15 protein-coding genes and 1 tRNA gene are annotated in these 16,746 nt (G+C 67.4%); 11 read left to right on the top strand and 5 right to left on the bottom strand.

Annotation, left to right across the window (positions count from 1 at the left end):
• Positions 1-53 precede the first annotated feature (53 nt).
• Positions 54-1,379, top strand: coding sequence for an iron uptake transporter deferrochelatase/peroxidase subunit (gene efeB, locus AC3A6P_RS33700; protein ID WP_487696740.1), 1,326 nt, complete (start codon positions 54-56; stop codon positions 1,377-1,379).
• Between the two features lie 10 nt (positions 1,380-1,389).
• Here the strand turns inward: efeB and AC3A6P_RS33695 are convergent, their stop codons facing one another.
• Positions 1,390-2,382 carry a nucleoside triphosphate pyrophosphohydrolase gene (locus AC3A6P_RS33695; RefSeq protein WP_487696739.1) on the bottom strand — a complete coding sequence of 331 codons (993 nt, stop codon included), beginning with the start codon at positions 2,380-2,382 and terminating at the stop codon, positions 1,390-1,392.
• The gene (gene mfd, locus AC3A6P_RS33690) at positions 2,379-6,026 is read right to left on the bottom strand and encodes a transcription-repair coupling factor (protein WP_487696738.1); all 3,648 of its coding nucleotides are present in this window, start codon (positions 6,024-6,026) and stop codon (positions 2,379-2,381) included. Before mfd ends, AC3A6P_RS33695 begins: the two co-directional genes overlap by 4 nt.
• Positions 6,027-6,134: 108 nt before the next feature.
• Between mfd and AC3A6P_RS33685 the strand changes: the two genes are divergently transcribed.
• Complete coding sequence (locus tag AC3A6P_RS33685; RefSeq protein ID WP_487696737.1) at positions 6,135-7,298, top strand: diaminopimelate decarboxylase family protein; 1,164 nt, start codon at positions 6,135-6,137, stop codon at positions 7,296-7,298.
• Positions 7,299-7,305: 7 nt separating this feature from the next.
• On the opposite strand, the gene AC3A6P_RS33680 is transcribed toward AC3A6P_RS33685, so the two are convergent.
• On the bottom strand, positions 7,306-8,211 hold the full coding sequence (locus AC3A6P_RS33680; RefSeq protein ID WP_487696746.1) for an endonuclease domain-containing protein: 906 nt from the start codon (positions 8,209-8,211) through the stop codon (positions 7,306-7,308).
• Between the two features lie 115 nt (positions 8,212-8,326).
• A complete protein-coding gene (locus tag AC3A6P_RS33675; RefSeq protein WP_487696745.1) occupies positions 8,327-8,920 on the bottom strand; it encodes a TetR/AcrR family transcriptional regulator in 594 nt (197 codons plus the stop codon).
• 87 nt (positions 8,921-9,007) lie between these two features.
• Here AC3A6P_RS33675 and AC3A6P_RS33670 point away from each other — a divergent pair.
• The 8 genes from AC3A6P_RS33670 (at position 9,008) to pth (ending at position 14,900) form a co-directional block, all read left to right on the top strand.
• Positions 9,008-9,079, top strand: a tRNA-Gln gene (locus AC3A6P_RS33670).
• Positions 9,080-9,084: 5 nt separating this feature from the next.
• Positions 9,085-10,542, top strand: a complete 1,458-nt coding sequence (gene glmU / locus AC3A6P_RS33665; RefSeq protein WP_487696736.1) for a bifunctional UDP-N-acetylglucosamine diphosphorylase/glucosamine-1-phosphate N-acetyltransferase GlmU — start codon at positions 9,085-9,087, stop codon at positions 10,540-10,542.
• A gap of 87 nt (positions 10,543-10,629) precedes the next feature.
• On the top strand, positions 10,630-11,610 hold the full coding sequence (locus AC3A6P_RS33660) for a ribose-phosphate diphosphokinase (RefSeq protein WP_487696735.1): 981 nt from the start codon (positions 10,630-10,632) through the stop codon (positions 11,608-11,610).
• A gap of 15 nt (positions 11,611-11,625) precedes the next feature.
• Positions 11,626-11,970 carry an arsenate reductase (glutaredoxin) gene (arsC, locus tag AC3A6P_RS33655; RefSeq protein WP_487696734.1) on the top strand — a complete coding sequence of 115 codons (345 nt, stop codon included), beginning with the start codon at positions 11,626-11,628 and terminating at the stop codon, positions 11,968-11,970.
• Entirely contained in the window at positions 11,967-12,620 is a 654-nt protein-coding gene (locus AC3A6P_RS33650; RefSeq protein ID WP_487696733.1) for an LpqN/LpqT family lipoprotein, read from the top strand. Before arsC ends, AC3A6P_RS33650 begins: the two co-directional genes overlap by 4 nt.
• A gap of 10 nt (positions 12,621-12,630) precedes the next feature.
• Positions 12,631-13,500: an oxidoreductase gene (locus tag AC3A6P_RS33645; protein ID WP_487696732.1), complete on the top strand. Its 870-nt coding sequence runs from the start codon at positions 12,631-12,633 to the stop codon at positions 13,498-13,500.
• A gap of 143 nt (positions 13,501-13,643) precedes the next feature.
• On the top strand, positions 13,644-14,300 hold the full coding sequence (locus AC3A6P_RS33640; protein WP_487696731.1) for a 50S ribosomal protein L25/general stress protein Ctc: 657 nt from the start codon (positions 13,644-13,646) through the stop codon (positions 14,298-14,300).
• A 21-nt stretch (positions 14,301-14,321) separates the two neighbouring features.
• Positions 14,322-14,900, top strand: a complete 579-nt coding sequence (gene pth / locus AC3A6P_RS33635; protein ID WP_487696730.1) for an aminoacyl-tRNA hydrolase — start codon at positions 14,322-14,324, stop codon at positions 14,898-14,900.
• A 99-nt stretch (positions 14,901-14,999) separates the two neighbouring features.
• On the opposite strand, the gene AC3A6P_RS33630 is transcribed toward pth, so the two are convergent.
• Entirely contained in the window at positions 15,000-16,034 is a 1,035-nt protein-coding gene (locus tag AC3A6P_RS33630; protein ID WP_487696729.1) for a 4Fe-4S binding protein, read from the bottom strand.
• A 123-nt stretch (positions 16,035-16,157) separates the two neighbouring features.
• Between AC3A6P_RS33630 and AC3A6P_RS33625 the strand changes: the two genes are divergently transcribed.
• Complete coding sequence (locus AC3A6P_RS33625; RefSeq protein WP_487696728.1) at positions 16,158-16,643, top strand: DUF6611 family protein; 486 nt, start codon at positions 16,158-16,160, stop codon at positions 16,641-16,643.
• Positions 16,644-16,746 lie beyond the last annotated feature (103 nt).

Below are 16,746 nucleotides of genomic sequence, written 5' to 3'. Positions count from 1 at the left end.
AGAACTCTCCCGCGCCATCGACGCCCTCAGCAAAGAAGTGAGCCAGGTCCAAGGTGTCATCGCCCCACAATGATTCAGACGAGCACGATTCAGCGTCTCCCGTCCAGCCGGCCAAGGGATTCTCCCGACGCAGGCTGATCGGCGCCGCAGGTGTCGGTGCCGCCGTCGTCGGGGCCGCGGGTGCGGGTGCACTCGCCGGTCGCGCGTCGGCGGCCCAGCCGTCAACCGACCACCTGCAGGTGGAGGTTCCCTTCCGCGGTGAGCACCAGGCCGGGATCGTCACGGCCCAACAGGATCGGATGACCTTCGGGGTCTTCGACGTCACCACCGATTCGCGGGACGACCTGATTGCGCTGCTGCAGGAATGGACCGCGATGGCCGAGCGCATGACGCGCGGTGAGGAGGCGTTCGCCGACGGCGCCGTGGGCATGAATCCGTATGCGCCACCGTCGGATACCGGCGAAGCGCTGGGGTCGCCGGCGTCGCAGTTGACGTTGACCATCGGCTTCGGCCCGTCGTTGTTTCTCAAAGACGGCGTGGACCGCTTCGGTATCGCGGACAAGAAACCCGCCCAGCTGGCAGATCTGCCGAAGTTCCCGAACGAGAGCATGGACCCGGCGCGCTCCGGCGGCGACATCTGCGTGCAGGCCTGCGCCAACGACCCGCAGGTGGCCTTCCACGCGATCCGCAACCTCGCCCGCGTCGGCTTCGGCACCGTCGCGGTGCGCTACGCGCAGCAGGGTTTCGGACGCACCTCCTCGACCACCCAGGAACAGGCGACTCCCCGGAATCTGTTCGGGTTCAAGGACGGGACGGCCAACATCAAGGCCGAGGAAACCGACAAGATCAACAATTTCGTGTGGGTGGCCGACGGTGACGGGCCGGCCTGGTTGACCGGCGGCAGCTACCTGGTGACCCGGCGGATCCGGATGCGCATCGAGAACTGGGACCGGACCACGCTTCTGGAACAGGAACGGGTGATCGGACGCCAGAAGGGCTCGGGTGCCCCCAACGGCCTCACGCAGGAATTCCAGGAACTCGACTTCGACCTCGTCGACGACAAAGACCAACCGCACATCGACGTGAACGCCCATGTCCGGCTGGTCTCCCCCGAGCACCTCGGCGGCATCGAGATCCTGCGTCGCGGTTACAACTTCACCGACGGCACCGACGGTTTCGGGCATATGGATGCGGGTCTGTTCTTCATCGCCTTCGTGCGGGACCCGGTCAAGCAGTTCATCCCCATGCAGGCGGAGATGTCCCGCAAGGACGCGATGAACGAGTACATCACCCACACCGGCACCGCGATTTTCGCGTGCCCGCCGGGGTTGCGCGAGGGCGACCCGACGGCGTTCTGGGGCTCGCAGCTGTTCGCCTGAGCGGGTGGCCTTACGACTCGTCGTCGACCGGTACCAGTTCGTCGGCATCGAGCACGTCGTCGACTTCACTGGGCCAGGCGGCGCGCCACTCGTCCTCGCTGACCGCACCCAGGGCCACGTCGTCCAGATCGCCGACCGAGACACCCCGCGCCACCGCCACCGCCCGTTCGGCACTGCGCACGTCGTCCATGAATTCGAGAACCGCTGTGCGCAGGTGATTCTCGGCGTCGAACTCCGGCGCCAAGGTGACCGCGAGCATGCCGGACGGGAAGAGATCGGCGGGCACCCCCGCCTGCTGGGCGCGCGTGATCACCTTCTGCGCCAATGCCAGAGCGGGTTGGCCCGTGGGCAGATCCGCCACCACCGATTCACGGGACGACTTCTCGCGGGCTTTGCGCTCCTCCCACTGCGCCAGCTGCTCCTCCAGGGAGATGGTCTCACCGGCCAGCACCGCGGGCACCCGATTGCGCAGCTTACGCACCAGCGCGTCGGCCACATCGTCGATCGAGAACGCCTTGTCGGTGGCGTCCTCGGCGATCCGCGCGTGAAACAGCACCTGCAGCAACACATCTCCGAGCTCGTCGCGCAGCTCGTCGGTGTCGCCGCTGCGCACGGCATCGAAGAGTTCGTAGGTTTCCTCGAGCAGGTAACGGCGCAACGAATCGTGGGTCTGCTCACTCTCCCACGGGCCGTTGGTGCGCAGCTTGTCCATCACCGCGACCGCGTCCAGCAGCCGCTCCCCGGGCTGGGGAGCCGGAGCCGAGATCACCTGCTCCCCCGCGGCTATCCGCGCCAGGACGGCGGGGTGCTTGGGGTCTGACGACAACAGCACGGGCGACACCTCGCCGGTGACATTCCCTACGAGCAAAGGCCTTGCCTTGGGAAGCGACCACGGCACCTTGACCGGCATCTCCTCGGTGTACTGCACCTCGCCGGCCAGCAGCGCCACCGCGTCGACGGGCACCAGCGTCGGACGCCTGGGGTCAACCAGAATCACGGTCACGTACCCGCCCCCTCCAGCTTCGTGATGTCCACTTCGCCCTGCGGTTTGCCGTCCAGTGCCAGCACCAGATCCGCCACCATCTGCGCCAGCTCGAGATCACGGATGCGTGGTGCGCCGATTCCGCTGCCCGCCCGCGGGATCGGCACCTGGATGGTCGACGTGGTGGCACGGTACGCAGCGCCCGGATACATCCGCTTGAGCCGTAGCTGCCCGGAATCCATCAGCGTCAGAGGCGAGATCCGCAGCGTGGAGGGCTGCCCCGCCGAGCCGGTGGCCGACACCTCGGTGATGCCGTAACCACGGCACAGCAGCCGCAGCCGGGCCACCGCCACCAGCCGCAGCGCCGGCTCCGGCAGCGGGCCGTAGCGGTCGACCAGTTCGTCGACCACGGACAGGACATCGGCATCGCTGGTGGCCGCGGCGAGCCTGCGATAGCCCTCCAGGCGCAGCCGGTCGCTGTCGATGTAGTCCGGCGGCAGGTTGGCATCGATCGGCAGATCGATCCGCACCTCTTTGGGTTCCTCTGCGCCCGCGACGGTTTCACCGTCGGCAGCGGCACGGTAGGCCTCCACGGCCTCACCGACCAGGCGCACGTACAGGTCGAAGCCGACGCCGGCGACGTGGCCGGACTGCTCGGCGCCCAGCACGTTACCGGCGCCGCGGATCTCGAGGTCTTTCATCGCGACGGCCATACCGGCACCGAGTTCGTTGTTCTGCGCGATGGTTGCCAGCCGGTCATATGCCGTCTCGGTCAGTGGCTTCTCCGGCGAGTACAGGAAGTACGCGTATCCGCGTTCGCGGCTGCGACCGACGCGGCCCCGCAGCTGGTGGAGCTGCGAAAGGCCGAAGGTGTCAGCACGTTCCACGATCAAGGTGTTGGCGTTGGAGATGTCCAGACCGGTCTCGACGATCGTCGTACAGACCAGGATGTCGTACTCCCGGTTCCAGAAGCCCTCGACGGTCCTCTCCAGCTGCTCCTCGGGCATCTGCCCGTGCGCCACCACCACGCGGGCCTCGGGGACCAGCTGACGGACCTTCGCGGCGGCCGAATCGATGGAGCTGACCCGGTTGTGGATGTAGAAGGCCTGCCCGTCGCGCAGCAGTTCCCGTCGCAGCGCCGCGGCCACCTGCTTGTCGTCGTGCGGACCGACATAGGTCAACACCGGGTAGCGCTCCTCGGGCGGTGTCAGAATCGTTGACATCTCCCGGATTCCGGCCAGGCTCATCTCCAGCGTGCGCGGAATCGGGGTGGCGCTCATGGTCAGCACGTCGACGTGCGTGCGCAGACTCTTGATGTGCTCCTTGTGCTCGACGCCGAATCGCTGTTCCTCGTCGACGATCACCAGCCCCAGGTCCTTCCAGCGCACGCCGGTCTGCAGCAGCCGGTGTGTGCCGATCACGATGTCGACGGAACCGTCGGCCATTCCCTCGGTGGTCTTGCGCGACTCCGCGGGATCGGTGAACCGCGACAGCCCCTTGACCGTCACCGGGAAACCGGCCATCCGGTTGGCGAACGTCTGCATGTGCTGATCGGCCAGCAGCGTCGTGGGCACCAGCACCGCGACCTGCTTTCCGGCCTGCACCGCCTTGAACGCCGCCCGCACCGCGATCTCGGTCTTGCCGTAACCGACGTCGCCGCAGATCACGCGGTCCATCGGAACTGGCCGCTCCATGTCGGCCTTCACCTCGGTGATGGCCGTCAACTGGTCGACGGTCTCGGTGAACCCGAACGCGTCCTCCATCTCGTTCTGCCACGGGGTGTCCGGCGGGAACGCGAAGCCCGGCGCCGCTTGACGTTTGGCGTAGAGGGCCACCAACTCGGTGGCGATCTCGCGAACCGCCCTGCGCGCCTTGGTTTTGGTGTTCGCCCAGTCGCTGCCGCCGAGCTTGCTCAAGGTGGGAGCCGTGCCGCCGACATACCTCGACAGCTGATCGAGGGAATCCATCGGGACGTAGAGCCGGTCGGACCCGCCGCCCCGCTTGGCGGAGGCGTACTCCAGCACCAGGTACTCGCGACGGGCGCCGCCGACCACACGTTCGGTCATCTCGACGAACTTGCCGATGCCGTGCTGGTCGTGCACCACCAGGTCGCCGGCGGTCAGGGCCAGCGGGTCGACGGTGTTACGCCGTTTGGCCGCAAGGCGTTTGCCTTCGGTGGCGGTGACCCGGTTACCGGTGAGGTCGGTCTCGGTGATGACGACGAGGTGGGCACCCGGTAAGACGACACCGGTGTGCAGCGGGCCCTTGAGAACCCCCACGACGCCGGGCTTGGGAGTGGCACCGGGATCCAGCAGTGCGGCCGGGGTGTCGGCATCGGCGAGCTGTTCGCAGACGCGGGTGGCCGTGCCGGTACCCGGGGTGACGATCGCCGCGGAGCCCCCGGTGGCGCAGTGCGCCCGCAGCATCGCGAAGATCTCCTCGGCATTCTGTTGGCTGCCTCGGGCCGACGGCGCGGCTCGAACCTCGAGTTCGATCGCCGACTCGTCGGGCAGCTGGCTCAGCGTCCACCACGGATGGCCCGCCTTGCGGGCCTGCGCGCGCACCTCGCCGAGCTCACGGAATCCCGAACCCCCGAGCTGCTCGACGTCGATGGGTGCATCGCCGCCGATGGCGGCCACCGACCACGACGCCTCCAGGAACTCCCGGCCGGTGTTGATCAGATCAGCGGCGCGGGTGCGGACCTTTTCCGGATCGCACACCAGCACCGGGGTGCCGGGTGCCAGCTGATCGGTCAGCAGGGCCGGGTCCTCGGGCCGCAGCACCGGCAGCAACGCCTCCATACCGTCGACCGGGATGCCCTCGGCGAGCTTGGCCAGCATGTCGCCGACACTGCCCGTCACCACGTTGTCGGTGGCCGGGCTGCTGCCGGCCAGCATCGCCGCGCGCTGTTTGACGTCCTCGGTGAGCAGCAGTTCCCGGCACGGGACAGCCACTAGGTGCTCGATGGGGATCTCGGTGATGGAGCGCTGGTCGGCGATGGAGAACAGCCGCATCTCGGTGATCTCGTCGCCCCAGAATTCGATACGAACCGGGTGCTCGGCCGTGGGCGCGAACACGTCGAGGATGCCGCCACGGACCGCGAACTCGCCGCGCTTGCCCACCATGTCGACGCGGGTGTAGGCGAGCTCGACCAGCCGGTGGATGGTGTCGTCGAAGTCCAGTTCGGCTCCGACGGCGAAGGTCAGCGGTTCGACGTGCGACAGCCCGGGCGTCATGGGCTGCAGCAGTGACCGTGCCGTCGTCACCACCACCCGCAGCGGCGGGCCCAGGCGGGCATCGTCGGGGTGGGTGAGCCGGCGCAGCAGCATCAGCCGCGCGCCGACGGTGTCCACCCCCGGGGACAGGCGCTCGTGCGGCAGGGTCTCCCAGGACGGGAACATGGCCGCGGCCTCGCCGAAGACGCCGCGCAGTTCGGCGGTGAGGTCGTCGGCTTCCCGGCCGGTCGCCGTGACCACCAGCAGCGGACCCTGCTGCGCCAGTGCCGCCGCCACGAAAACCTGTGCGCTGCTCGGTCCCACCAGGGTGAGCTCGTCGGGCCGCTGCTTGGCGCGGTCGATCAGGTCGGTGAATGTCGGCGCACTGAGCGCCAATTCGATGAGCCCCGCGATCGGGGTCTGAACAGAAGGATGCCCCGGTGCGGTCATGATGCACCCATTCTAGGCGGGTGGATCGCCGTCAAGAATCGACCCGTAGCTGTCAAGACCTCGTCAAGGCCTGTGCCTGTTCCCAGCCGGCGGGCGCACGGTGGATCCATGACGCTTCTGGACATCCTGCCCTCCTTGCGCACCGCCGTGAGGCCGCGGGTCGATCCCATGTTGTGGCCGCACACCACCCACGCCGACGAGGCCGGCCGGCTGACCGTCGGCGGCATCGCGCTGGTCGATATCGCCGATGAAGTCGGCACCCCGGCCTATGTGCTCGATGAAGCCGACTTCCGGTATCGCGCCCGGCGCTACCGCAAGGAACTACCCGGCACCAAGGTGGTCTACGCGGGAAAGGCCCTGCTGACCACAGCGGTGGCCCGCTGGGCGGCATCCGAACACCTGGGCCTCGACATCTGTTCGGCCGGCGAGCTGACGACCGCCCTGGCCGGCGGCGTCGATCCAGCCCGCATCGTCTTCCGCGGCAGAACCCACGACGACCTCGCCGCTGCCGTGCAGGCCGGTGTCGGCCGCATCGTCGTCGACTCGACGATTCAACTCGCCTACCTCGCCGGCCTGGCCCGTCAGCCGCAGAATGTGCTGGTGGGCTCGGCCGAGCTGGCCGCCGCCGTGGTGGACGAGCCGACCCTGCGACTGGCCGGTCTGCACTGCCAGGTCGACGAGGCCGGGCGGTGCGGCGAGGTGGTGCGACAGATGATCTGCGTCATGGCCGATGTGCGGCGGGCGCACGGCGTGCTGCTCGGCGAGCTGAACATCGGCGGCGACGTGGAACCGGATCCGCGTGCGCTGTCACTGTCCATCGAGGACGCACTCGACGCCTGCTGCGCCGAGCGGTTCCCGCGGCCCACGATCGTCGTCGCACCCGGGCGCGCGCTCGCCGCTCGGGCCGGCGTGACGCTGTATCGGGTGCTGTCTGTCGCGGAAGGGCAGGTGACGGTGGACGGCGGCCCTGGCGACTGCCCGGGATGCGACGGGCACACCGCGGCGCTGGTCAATCGGCATCCGTTGGGGCCGTCGCAGCCGATGACAATCGTGGGCCTCGGGTGTGAGCTCGTCCGCGGCGCCGAGCTGCCCTGCGACGTCCATCCCGGTGACCTGATCGCGGTGGCGGGCACCGGCGCCTATCACCACTCCACGGCATCCAATCGCCACCTGGTGGGCCGGCCACCGCTGGTCGCGGTGCGCGACCGGCGCCTGCGGACGTTGGTGCGGCGCGAGACCGTCGCCGACGTGATGGCCCGCGACCGCGGGTGAACGAGTGTCACGCCAGGGCGGCATTCGACCCGAATTTCCGCCGCTGAGTGACTTTCGATTCTTGAAGGGTCCGCGCTGCCCGCACTCTCCGGGCTATCAGCACTTCGGAATCCTCCTTGATCACCCGCACGACGACCCAACCCAACCGTGTCAGCTCCTCGAGTCTGCGCATATCGCGAACATATTGACGACGGTCGCTGCGGTGTTGGTCGCCGTCGTACTCGATGGCCAGCTTCAACTCGGGCCAGCCCATGTCCAGGCGGGCGACGAAATCGCCGAACTCGTCGCGCACTTCGATCTGTGTTCGGACCGGGGGAAGTCCACAGCGTTTCAGCAGTAGCCGCAGCCAGGTCTCCTTCGGCGACTCGGCCCCGGCATCGACGGAGGCAAGAACCCGCTCGAGGTTTCGCAGTCGTCGGGCGCCGCGGTGCCGTGCCGCCACTGCCTCGATATCTCCCACGCTGGTCCCCGTCGCATTGAGCAATGCGTCGACACCAGCCACGACGCGACAGCGTGCGTCTTCGTCCTCCCCGGTGTCACGGCGCGCGAGGTCAAAAGCGGTTCGTACAGGGGTGGTGACGAGCATGCCCTCGATCCGGCACGTCTCGCCCGCAAGAAGGCTGTCACGGTGAGCGTTGATCCGGGTGGGCGGCCTGGTGCTGGCGTAGTAGATGTCCACGTCGACGGTGGGCTCGATCCATTTCGTGCCATGCAGAGCCGCTGCCGCGTCGCCGGCGATGACCGCCTGTCGCCGGCTCCACAGCCATGCAGCCACCGTGCGGTCGTACAGCGTGGGCACAACGGTCTTGTCGAGGTACACCCCCGGGAGGATGGCGCGGTAGCGCGTGCGGAGCTGATGCCGCGTCACAAGCCCGGCGGCCAACGCCTCTGCTCCGAGAAAGGGCCCGACGATCACGCCGGGAGCGTCGCAGATTCAGCGCGAGCCCGAGTTCGTCAATCCACAGCTCCATCGAGTGTCACACCAGGGCGGAAGCGGGCACGAATTCCCGCCGCTGAGTGACACTCGATCACTCGTCCTGCAGGTGCGGATCCGCTTCGAGATGGGTCAGGCCGTTCCACATCAGGTTCACCAGATGCGCGGCCACCACTTCTTTCTTCGGCTCGCGGGTGTCGAGCCACCACTGCGCGGTCATCGACACCGAGCCCACGAGGGCCTGCGCGTACAGCGGCGCCAGCTCCGGGTCCAGCCCGCGGCGGGAGAAATCGCCGGCCAGGATCGACGCCACCTGCGACACGGCGTCGTTGAGCAGTGACGAGTACGTGCCCGAGCTGATGGACGCCGGCGAGTCGCGGATCATGATGCGGAACCCGTCGGTTCGCTCTTCGACGTAGGTCAGCAGCGCCAGGGTCACCATCTCCACGCGCACCCGGGAGCGGTTGTTGGTCAGCGACGACGTGATGCCGTCGAGCAAGGCCGACATCTCCCGGTCCACCACCACGGCGTAGAGGCCCTCTTTGCCGCCGAAATGTTCATAGACCACGGGTTTGGACACGTTGGCGCGCTGCGCGATCTCCTCGATCGAGGTGGCGTCGTAGCCACGCTCGGCGAACAACGAGCGGGCGATGTCGATCAGCTGATGCCGCCGCTCGCTGCCGGTCATGCGGGCCCGCGGGGCGCGCACGTCTTTGTCCGGAGCAGCCACGAGCATCAGACTATCGGCTTGCACTAGGATTTCCGGCGTCGGCAGTCCGTCGTGGTGTAATCGGCAGCACCTCTGATTTTGGTTCAGATAGTTCAGGTTCGAGTCCTGGCGACGGAGCTTTTATGACAATTCACGGTGAATCCGCTGTTCTCGTGCTGGCCGCGGGCGCCGGTACCCGTATGCGGTCAGACACCCCCAAGGTGCTGCACCCGCTGGCGGGTCGCAGCATGCTGGCGCATGCCATCCACGCTGTGGCCAAGGTGTCACCGCAACACTTGGTGACGGTGCTGGGCAACAACCGCGACCGCATCACCCCCGCGGTACAAGACCTGGCCGCCAAGCTGGGGCGCACCATCGACATCGCGATCCAAGAGGAGCAGCTGGGCACCGGTCACGCCGTGCTCTGCGGGCTCAAAGCCCTTCCCGACGCTTTCGCCGGCGTGGTGGTGGTGACCTCCGGTGATGTCCCCCTGCTGGACGCCGACACGCTGGCCGGCCTGATCGACACGCACCGGGCGGCCGCCGCCGCGGCGACGGTCCTGACGACGACCCTGCCGGACCCGACCGGCTATGGCCGGGTGCTGCGCACGCAGGACCGCGAGGTCATCGCGATCGTGGAGCAGGCCGACGCCAGCCCCAGCCAGAAGGAGATCCGCGAGGTCAACGCCGGGGTGTACGCATTCGACGTGGCGGCGCTGCGCTCGGCGCTCAACCGGCTGCGCTCGGACAACGCCCAGCACGAGCTGTACCTGACCGACGTCATCTCGATCCTGCGCGGTGACGGGCAGATCGTGCACGCCCAGCACGTCGACGACAGCGTGCTGGTGGCCGGCGTCAACGACCGCGTGCAGTTGTCCGCCCTCGGCACCGAACTGAATCGCCGGATCGTCGCCGCCCACCAACGTGCGGGCGTCACCGTCGTCGACCCCGCCACCACGTGGATCGACGTCGACGTGACCATCGGCCAGGACACCGTGGTGCATCCCGGTACCCAGCTGCTCGGCGCCACCTCCATCGGCGGGCACTGCACCATCGGGCCGGACACCACCCTGGACGACGTCACCGTCGGGGATGCGGCGTCGGTGATCCGCACCCACGGCACGTCGTCGTCGATCGGTGCCGAGGCGACCGTCGGCCCGTTCACCTATCTGCGCCCCGGCACGATCCTCGGCGACGACGCCAAACTCGGCGCCTTCGTCGAGACGAAGAACTCCACCATCGGAACGGGCACCAAGGTGCCGCACCTGACCTATGTCGGCGACGCCGACATAGGCGAGCACAGCAACATCGGCGCCTCCAGCGTGTTCGTCAACTACGACGGAGAGACCAAGCGCCGCACCACGGTCGGCTCACACGTGCGCACCGGTTCGGACACCATGTTCGTGGCGCCGGTGACCGTCGGCGACGGCGCCTACACCGGTGCCGGCACGGTGCTGCGCGAAGACGTTCCGCCCGGCGCGCTGGCGGTCTCCGCGGGCCCACAACGCAATATCGAGGGCTGGGTGCAACGCAAGCGTCCCGGTAGCGCGGCGGCGACGGCAGCCCAGGCTGCCCGAAAAGACCCAGCAGAAGATGCCTGACGTTGGGAATCTGGTAACCCGCCACCACACCCGCCGAAACGCTACGTACGATTGCTCCGTATCAGTTCCCGACCGGCGAGGGCAATGGTGAGCCACGACTGGACCGACAACCGCAAAGCGTTGATGCTCTTCTCGGGTCGGGCGCATCCCGAGCTGGCCGAGCAGGTCGCCAAGGAACTAGACGTTCCCGTGACCGCGACAACCGCACGTGACTTCGCCAACGGTGAGATCTTCGTCCGTTTCGACGAGTCGGTGCGCGGCAGCGACGCGTTCGTGCTGCAGTCGAATCCGGCGCCGCTGAACAAGTGGCTGATGGAACAGCTGCTGATGATCGACGCGCTCAAGCGCGGCAGCGCCAAGCGCATCACCGCGATCGTGCCGTTCTATCCGTACGCCCGCCAAGACAAGAAGCACCGGGGTCGCGAGCCCATCTCGGCGCGCCTGGTGGCCGATCTGCTCAAGACCGCAGGCGCGGACCGCATCGTGACGGTGGATCTGCACACCGACCAGATCCAGGGCTTCTTCGACGGCCCCGTCGACCACATGCGGGCGCAGAAGCTGCTCACCGGCTACATCGCCGAGAACTACTCCGATCACAACATGGTGGTGGTCTCCCCCGACTCCGGACGTGTCCGGGTGGCCGAGAAGTGGGCGGACTCCCTGGGTGGGGTGCCGCTGGCCTTCATCCACAAGACCCGAGATCCGCTGGTGCCCAACCAGGTGAAGTCCAACCGCGTGGTCGGTGACGTCAGGGGCAAGACCTGCATCCTGACCGACGACATGATCGACACCGGCGGCACCATCGCCGGCGCGGTGAACCTCCTCCGCGAGGACGGCGCCAGCGACGTCATCATCGCCGCCACCCACGGCGTGCTGTCGGACCCGGCCGCACAACGCCTGGCCGACTGCGGCGCCCGCGAGGTGATCGTCACCAACACCTTGCCGATCGGTGAGGAGAAGCGGTTCCCGCAACTGACCGTGCTGTCCATTGCACCGCTGCTGGCCAACACCATTCGTCAGGTGTTCGACAACGGGTCGGTGACCAGTCTGTTCGACGGCTCGGCCTAGATGGAAGCTGACCCCGTGACAAGAACGACGATCTACCACAACCCGCGGTGCACCACGTCACGCAAGACGCTGGATCTGTTGCGCGAGTCCGGGATCGAGCCGACGGTGGTGCAGTACCTGAAGACGCCGCCGTCACGCGCGGAACTGGCGCAGATGATCGCCGACGCCGGGATCGACGTGCGCACCGCCGTACGTAAGCGCGAATCGCTGTACACCGAGCTCGGGTTGGCCGACGCGTCCGATGACGAGCTGCTGGACGCCATGGCCGAGCACCCGATCCTGATCGAACGCCCCTTCGTCGTGACCGACAACGGCACCCGGCTGGCCCGGCCGATCGATACGGTCCGCGAGATTCTGTGAGACTCGTCGCTGCCGCCCTTGCGGTGGCGATCCTGGTTGCCGGCTGCGGCGCGGAAACCCCTGATTACCAATCGATCTGGACCGACAGCCCCACCCCCGCCACCCCGGCGCCGGCCACCACCTCAGCCGAGCCGGTGCCCTTCTACGAGTACCTCGAGGGCCTGGGCGTCACCGGCCAACCGATCGCCGTCGACGCGTTGAAGGACGTGACGCTGACCCTGCCGGTCCCCCGCGGCTGGGGCAAGGACGACGATCCCGAACTGCGCGATGTCGAACTGATCCGGCCGAACGACAGCCAGGACCACTACCCCAACGTCATGGTGATGGCGTTCAAGCTGTGGGGCAATTTCGACGTCGCCGAAGCGATGAAACACGCCAACGCCGATGCCCTGATGTCGAAGAACTTCACCAAACTCGGGGAGTCGTTCAACGAGTTCGACGGGTTTCCCTCGGCGATGATCGAGGGGAGCTACGACGCCCCCGACGGCCGGCGGGTGCACACCTACAACCGGGTGGTCATCCCCGTGACTCCCGGCTTCGATCGCTACCTCATCCAGTTCACCGCCAGCACCCTGGCGAATCAGGCCGTGGCGCAATCTGATCCGATCGAGGAGACGATCAAGGGTTTCGCCGTGACAGTTCCTCGCTAACCTGTCAGGCATGACCCAGTGGACAGCCGCCGACCTGCCGTCTTTCGCCGGACGCACCGTTATCGTCACCGGCGCCAACAGCGGGCTCGGTGAGATCACCGCCCGAGAACTCGCCCGCGTGGGCGCGAAGGCGATCCTGGCGGTGCGCAACACCGCCAAAGGCGAGAAGGCCGCGGCGGGCATGACCGGCGACGTCGAGGTCCGTGCACTCGACCTGCAGTCCCTGGCGTCGGTGCGAGCATTCGCCGGCGCCGTGGAGGCCGTGGACGTGTTGGTGAACAACGCCGGCATCATGGCGGTGCCCTACGCGCAGACCGCCGACGGCTTCGAGAGCCAGATCGGCACCAACCATCTGGGGCATTTCGCGCTGACCAACCTGCTGCTGCCCAAGATCACCGACCGGGTGGTGACCGTGTCTTCGCTGATGCACGTGTTCGGGCGGATCAACCTCGACGACCTGAACTACAGGTCGCGGCCGTACTTCGCGTGGCCGGCCTACGGACAGTCGAAGTTGGCCAATCTGCTGTTCACCAGTGAGCTGCAGCGCCGCCTCGACCGGGCCGGATCATCGGTGACCGCACTGGCCGCCCATCCCGGCTACTCGGCGACCAATCTGCAGGGCAAGACCGGTAACAAGCTCGGCACCCCGGTGTGGCTGGCCGCCAACAAGCTGTTCGCCACCGACGCCTCCTTCGGCGCGCGTCAGACGCTGTTCGCGGCATCGCAGGACCTGCCGGGCAACAGCTTCATCGGCCCCAAGTTCGGCAGCCGCGGCCCCACCCAGGCCGTCGGGCGCAGCCCACTGGCCCGCGATTGGAAGAAGGCCGCCGCGCTGTGGGCCCTGTCCGAGCAGCTCACGGAGACGCGGTTCCCACTCTGAGGATTTCTGTTCTCGCCTGATCGTGCGTTACCCTTACCGGCGATCACGGCGAGGGTGGCCAGGCCACCGTTATCGACGGGACCTCCGCGCAAATGCGCGTGACCCTGGCCGTGCGATGACAGCACAGGCACAGGAGAAACCACATGGCCAAGGCCCAGGCGCACGCCGCCAACAATCTGACCGCTGAGGTCCGCAGCAAGACCGGCAAGGGCGCGTCGCGTCAGGCCCGCCGGGACGGCAAGATTCCCGCCGTCCTCTACGGTCACGGCACCGATCCCCAGCACCTCAACCTCCCCGGCCGCGAGCTGGCCGCGGTGCTGCGCAACTTCGGCACCAACGCGGTGTTGACCCTCGACGTCGACGGCACCGAGGCACTGGCGCTGCCCAAGCAGATCGAGATCCACCCGATCAAGCGCAGCATCCAGCACCTCGACCTGATCATCGTGCGCCGTGGTGAGAAGGTCACCGTCGAGGTCAACGTCGTCGTCGAGGGCGAGGCCGCCACCGGCACCCTGGTCACCCAGGACGCCACCGCCATCGAGATCGAGTCCGACGCGTTGTCGATCCCCGAACAGCTGACCGTCTCGGTCGAGGGCGTCGAGGCCGGCACCCAGATCACCGCCGCACAGGTCGAGCTGCCCGACGGCGTGACCCTGGTGTCGGATCCGGAGCTGCTGGTGGTCAACATCGTCGAGGCCCCCAGCGCCGAGGAGCTGGAAGCCGAGGGTGGCGGCGAGTCGGTCGAAGAGCAGCTCGAGGAGCAGGCCGACGCCGCTGCCGAGACCTCCGAAGCCGAATAAGACCAGCGCTCGTACTGCGACATGGCCGAACCGATGCTGGTGGTCGGCCTGGGTAACCCCGGGCCGAACTACGCCAAGACCCGGCACAACATCGGGTTCATGGTCGTCGACGTCCTGGCCGAACGGCTGGGCGAGAAGTTCAAGGTGCACAAGCGTTCTGGCGCCGAGGTGGCCACCGGCCGCCTCGGCGGCAGAGCCGTCGTCCTGGCCAAACCGCGGGTGTACATGAACGAGTCCGGCCGCCAGGTCGGACCACTGGCCAACTTCTATTCGGTGGCACCCGCTGATGTGGTGATTGTCCACGACGAGCTCGACATCGACTTCGGCCGCATCAGGCTCAAGTTCGGCGGCGGCGTGGCCGGCCACAACGGTCTGCGGTCGGTGGGTTCGGCGTTGGGCACCAATGATTTTCACCGCGTCCGGGTCGGCATCGGCCGTCCGCCGGGCAGCAAGTCCGGTGCCGCATTTGTGCTGGAGCCGTTCAATTCCCGCGAGCGGCCGGAGGTTCCGGTGATCTGCGAGCAGGCCGCCGATGCGGCGGAGCTGTTGGTGCAGCTGGGCATCGAGCCCGCCCAGAACCAAGTCCACGCCTGGACCTGAGTCAGTTCCCCTCTCCCCTCTTTGGCGCGAGCGCGCGCGCTTGTCCGCGACACGCCGGAAGTTTTTGTACAAACGCGCGCGCTCGCCGGTGGTTGCGGGTCAGCGGCCGCGGATACCGCTGTCGACCACCTTGACGGCTTTGTGCGGGTATCGCTTCTCCGCGAACGCCTTGGCCTTCGAGTTGGGCAGCACGTAGAGCGTCTCGACCTTGTCCTGCAACGGCTTCAGGACCAGATCCATGAAGCCCTTGCGATCATCGAGGTAGGGCTCGATCACCTCTTCCCCGGCCGGACACACCGCCAGGCAGTAAGCCGCCTTGTAGTTGGCCTTGAACGACAGGCTCTGCCACATCGACGCGTTCTCGGAATCGCTGACACGGGATCGGAATTCGTCCGCATCGGCGCTGTCGGCGACGGTCTGCGCCCAGTCGGTGAACCCACCCATGAACTCGCGATAGTTGTGCACCGAGCACGCCACGAAATCGAAGTCCCCATCCTTGCCGATGGCCCCGACCGGGCATGCCGCAACACACAGCTTGCACTCCAGACACGGTGAATAGTCCAGCGGCGCACCATAACTGCTGATATCGGCATCGACCATGACCGTGGCCAGCAGGATGAAGTTGCCGAAGCGCGGATGGATGACATTGCGGTGGATGCCCATCACGCCGAGCCCGGCGGCGACGGCCACCGGCTTGTGCGCCACCACCCAGATGCGCCCCGGGTATCGGTCCATCTCCATCGGAAAGGTCGCCGACGGGTTCAGCGCGCGATAGCCGGCATCCTGCAGCGTGCGGGTGATCCGGTGCGCAGCCTCGTTGATGATCTCGCCGCTGCGGTGGAATTCCTGGTTGGCGACGCTGCGGGCCGTGGAGCGCACGTTGTCGCGGTTCATCTTGACCACCAGCGAGATGTAGCTGCGCGCGCCGGGTAGCGCCGCCTCGACATGTTCCTGCTCAGACGCCAGGTCAGGGTTGGCGACGGCCGCGAACGCCACGTCGTCGGCCCCGGCATCCAGACACACCTGCCGCAGCCACCCGGCGTCGAGCACCCCCGGTTTGGGAGCGGGCTTGGCCCGCACTGCTCGCACAGTGGGGTGGTCGGCGATACGCGGCGAGATGCGGCCAGCAGTCATCTGCTGAGTATATATAGATATACCTAGCCGTCCAGGCTCCATTACGCCGTCAAGGATCCGTATGGATCGATGCCAGGCGCCCTGGCGGCGACTACACCTGGAGATATGGCAGTAGGTGGACGAGTGTGGGGCGCTCTGGATGTGCAGTCCGACCGCTTCGGGATGACCCGCTACCGCCTCACGGTGTATCCACCCGGCATCACGGCCCTACAGCGCCGGCGGCTGCGACTGTGGCGTGGCTTCCCCGTGTGGGGCGCTGCTGCCTGGATGGTCGCCGAGATCGTCCTGACCCAGTTCCTCAGCCCGTGGCAAGCGTTGGCGATGTCCACAGGGATCGTTCTGAGTGCGGGCGCCGCCAGTTGTTTTCAGGCCGGTCCCGAGCGCTCGCTGGTCCGCACCCGCACGGTCGCGCTCCTGCGAGGCAATCATGACGACCGCGCTCAGGCTGTCGCCGCGGAGATCACCACCCTTGCGCACGCACTGACGGTCGCCGACTCCCGCCTGAAGCGGGGTGAGATCTCCATGGTCGACCACGAAGTGATGTGGTGGCGGGTGTACGAGCGACTCACGCCTTCCGGCCGCGACGCTCGGCCGACCTCAAAAGCGTGAGTACCCCGGATGTCACCTGATTCATAGAACTTTCCTACGCAAGCGCTCCCCGGATATGGAACTCCTATGTAGCCATGGGCGGGGTCTTCAGACGTCGTTAGGT

The sequence above is a fragment of the Mycobacterium sp. Soil_C_30 genome (assembly GCF_057656995.1).
The sequence above is the reverse complement of the archived record's forward strand: the minus strand, read 5'-3'. Positions and strand labels throughout refer to the sequence as shown.

Coding starts and splice junctions, on each gene's coding strand:
- mfd (WP_487696738.1), bottom strand. CDS start 6,026: ATGACCGCACCGGGGCATCCTTCTGTTCAGACCCCGATCGCGGGGCTC.
- AC3A6P_RS33685 (WP_487696737.1), top strand. CDS start 6,135: ATGACGCTTCTGGACATCCTGCCCTCCTTGCGCACCGCCGTGAGGCCG.
- AC3A6P_RS33675 (WP_487696745.1), bottom strand. CDS start 8,920: ATGACCGGCAGCGAGCGGCGGCATCAGCTGATCGACATCGCCCGCTCG.
- glmU (WP_487696736.1), top strand. CDS start 9,085: ATGACAATTCACGGTGAATCCGCTGTTCTCGTGCTGGCCGCGGGCGCC.
- AC3A6P_RS33645 (WP_487696732.1), top strand. CDS start 12,631: ATGACCCAGTGGACAGCCGCCGACCTGCCGTCTTTCGCCGGACGCACC.
- AC3A6P_RS33640 (WP_487696731.1), top strand. CDS start 13,644: ATGGCCAAGGCCCAGGCGCACGCCGCCAACAATCTGACCGCTGAGGTC.
- pth (WP_487696730.1), top strand. CDS start 14,322: ATGGCCGAACCGATGCTGGTGGTCGGCCTGGGTAACCCCGGGCCGAAC.
- AC3A6P_RS33630 (WP_487696729.1), bottom strand. CDS start 16,034: ATGACTGCTGGCCGCATCTCGCCGCGTATCGCCGACCACCCCACTGTG.